The following is a 1,156-nucleotide window of genomic DNA, read 5'->3' on the forward strand; positions in this document are numbered from 1 at the left end:
GCACTTGATGGTCACGATTTCGCCGCCGAAGGAATCACGGCCGCCAAAATTGCTGAACATCGGTTCCAGCACCTGCACCAGTTCCGGATAGGCGTCGCACAGGTCGGGCGTGAGGTAATGGATCATCGAGAAACTCCTGTAAAGAGGAAGACAGCACGAACATCGGTGATGACTCAGCCACGGAAAGTGACCAGAACAGCTCAATGCGTCATATCTTAGCCGCAAGCCGATCAGAGCGAAATGCCCTTGTTAGAGCGTCAGCCTCAGATTGYCGCGGCAAAATCCTGTTGCGCTCCCGGCAAAGGTGTCTGCTGATCGGCCAGCCAGCGAGTCACCAAAGGCCAGACTTCAGCCTGGGCCGCCTTACTGACAAGCATTTCCACGTGACCGAAATTGTCGCCGAAGCCCTGCTCGCGCCCCAGATTGATGAATTGCTTGTGCTCGGAACCAAACTGCTCGAACAGTTTGCGACACGCCCAGGCCGGGTCCTGATGATCACCCGCGGCACTGACCGCCAATACGGGTAACTTGACCTCGGCCAGGCCTTTCCACCAGTCCTTGTCGGCATCGCCGAAGCGCCCGAACAAGCCGAACCAGCGCATGCTTTCCAGGGCCAGGCCGATGGGCTCGTCCTCCGGGCCGCGCTTGAGCCTTGAGCCCGACAACTGGGCAAAACGCTTGAGAATGAAGCGACCGCTCCACTCCACTGGTGGAATCTTCAATGGCCAGTAGGTGCGGCTCACCTGGGTGCCGAAAAACGCCGCGGAAGCCACCACCGGCTCTCCGATGTACTCGCCACCCAGCGCTGCGGCCAGGGTAGTACCGCCCAGCGAGTGACCGATCCAGTGCGGCACCTGCCCGCTCTGCTCACGGACAAATGCACCTATGGCCGGCAGATCATAGCGAGCGTAGTCGGCGACACGATTCTTGCGGTAGTCGTGGTTACGCTGGGACAAGCCGTGACCGCGCATTTCCGGAATCCAGACGTCGAACCCCAGTCGGGCCAGATAAGCGCCCAATCCCAGGCCCTTGGGAGAAAACCAGAACCGGCGATTGGAAAAGCTGCCGTGCAGCAGGATCACCGGCACGCCACGGGAGGACGACTCATCGGCCATACCAAGGCGCGTCACAGCCAGTTCGACGGTGAAGTCGGGGC

Annotated in this window: 1 protein-coding gene and 1 pseudogene; both read right to left on the bottom strand. The window is 60.3% G+C overall.

All coding sequences use genetic code 11. The annotated features are described in order from the left end of the window. Positions 1–123 (bottom strand): annotated as a pseudogene (locus tag ACXRVY_RS30520) (putative 4-hydroxy-4-methyl-2-oxoglutarate aldolase); the annotation flags it as partial. A gap of 140 nt (positions 124–263) precedes the next feature. Further along, positions 264–1,156 (bottom strand): alpha/beta fold hydrolase (locus tag ACXRVY_RS30525; RefSeq protein WP_458239141.1); only part of this gene is annotated, 893 nt, incomplete at its 5' end.

It is taken from the genome of Pseudomonas sp. P5_A2_2 (assembly GCF_054177685.1).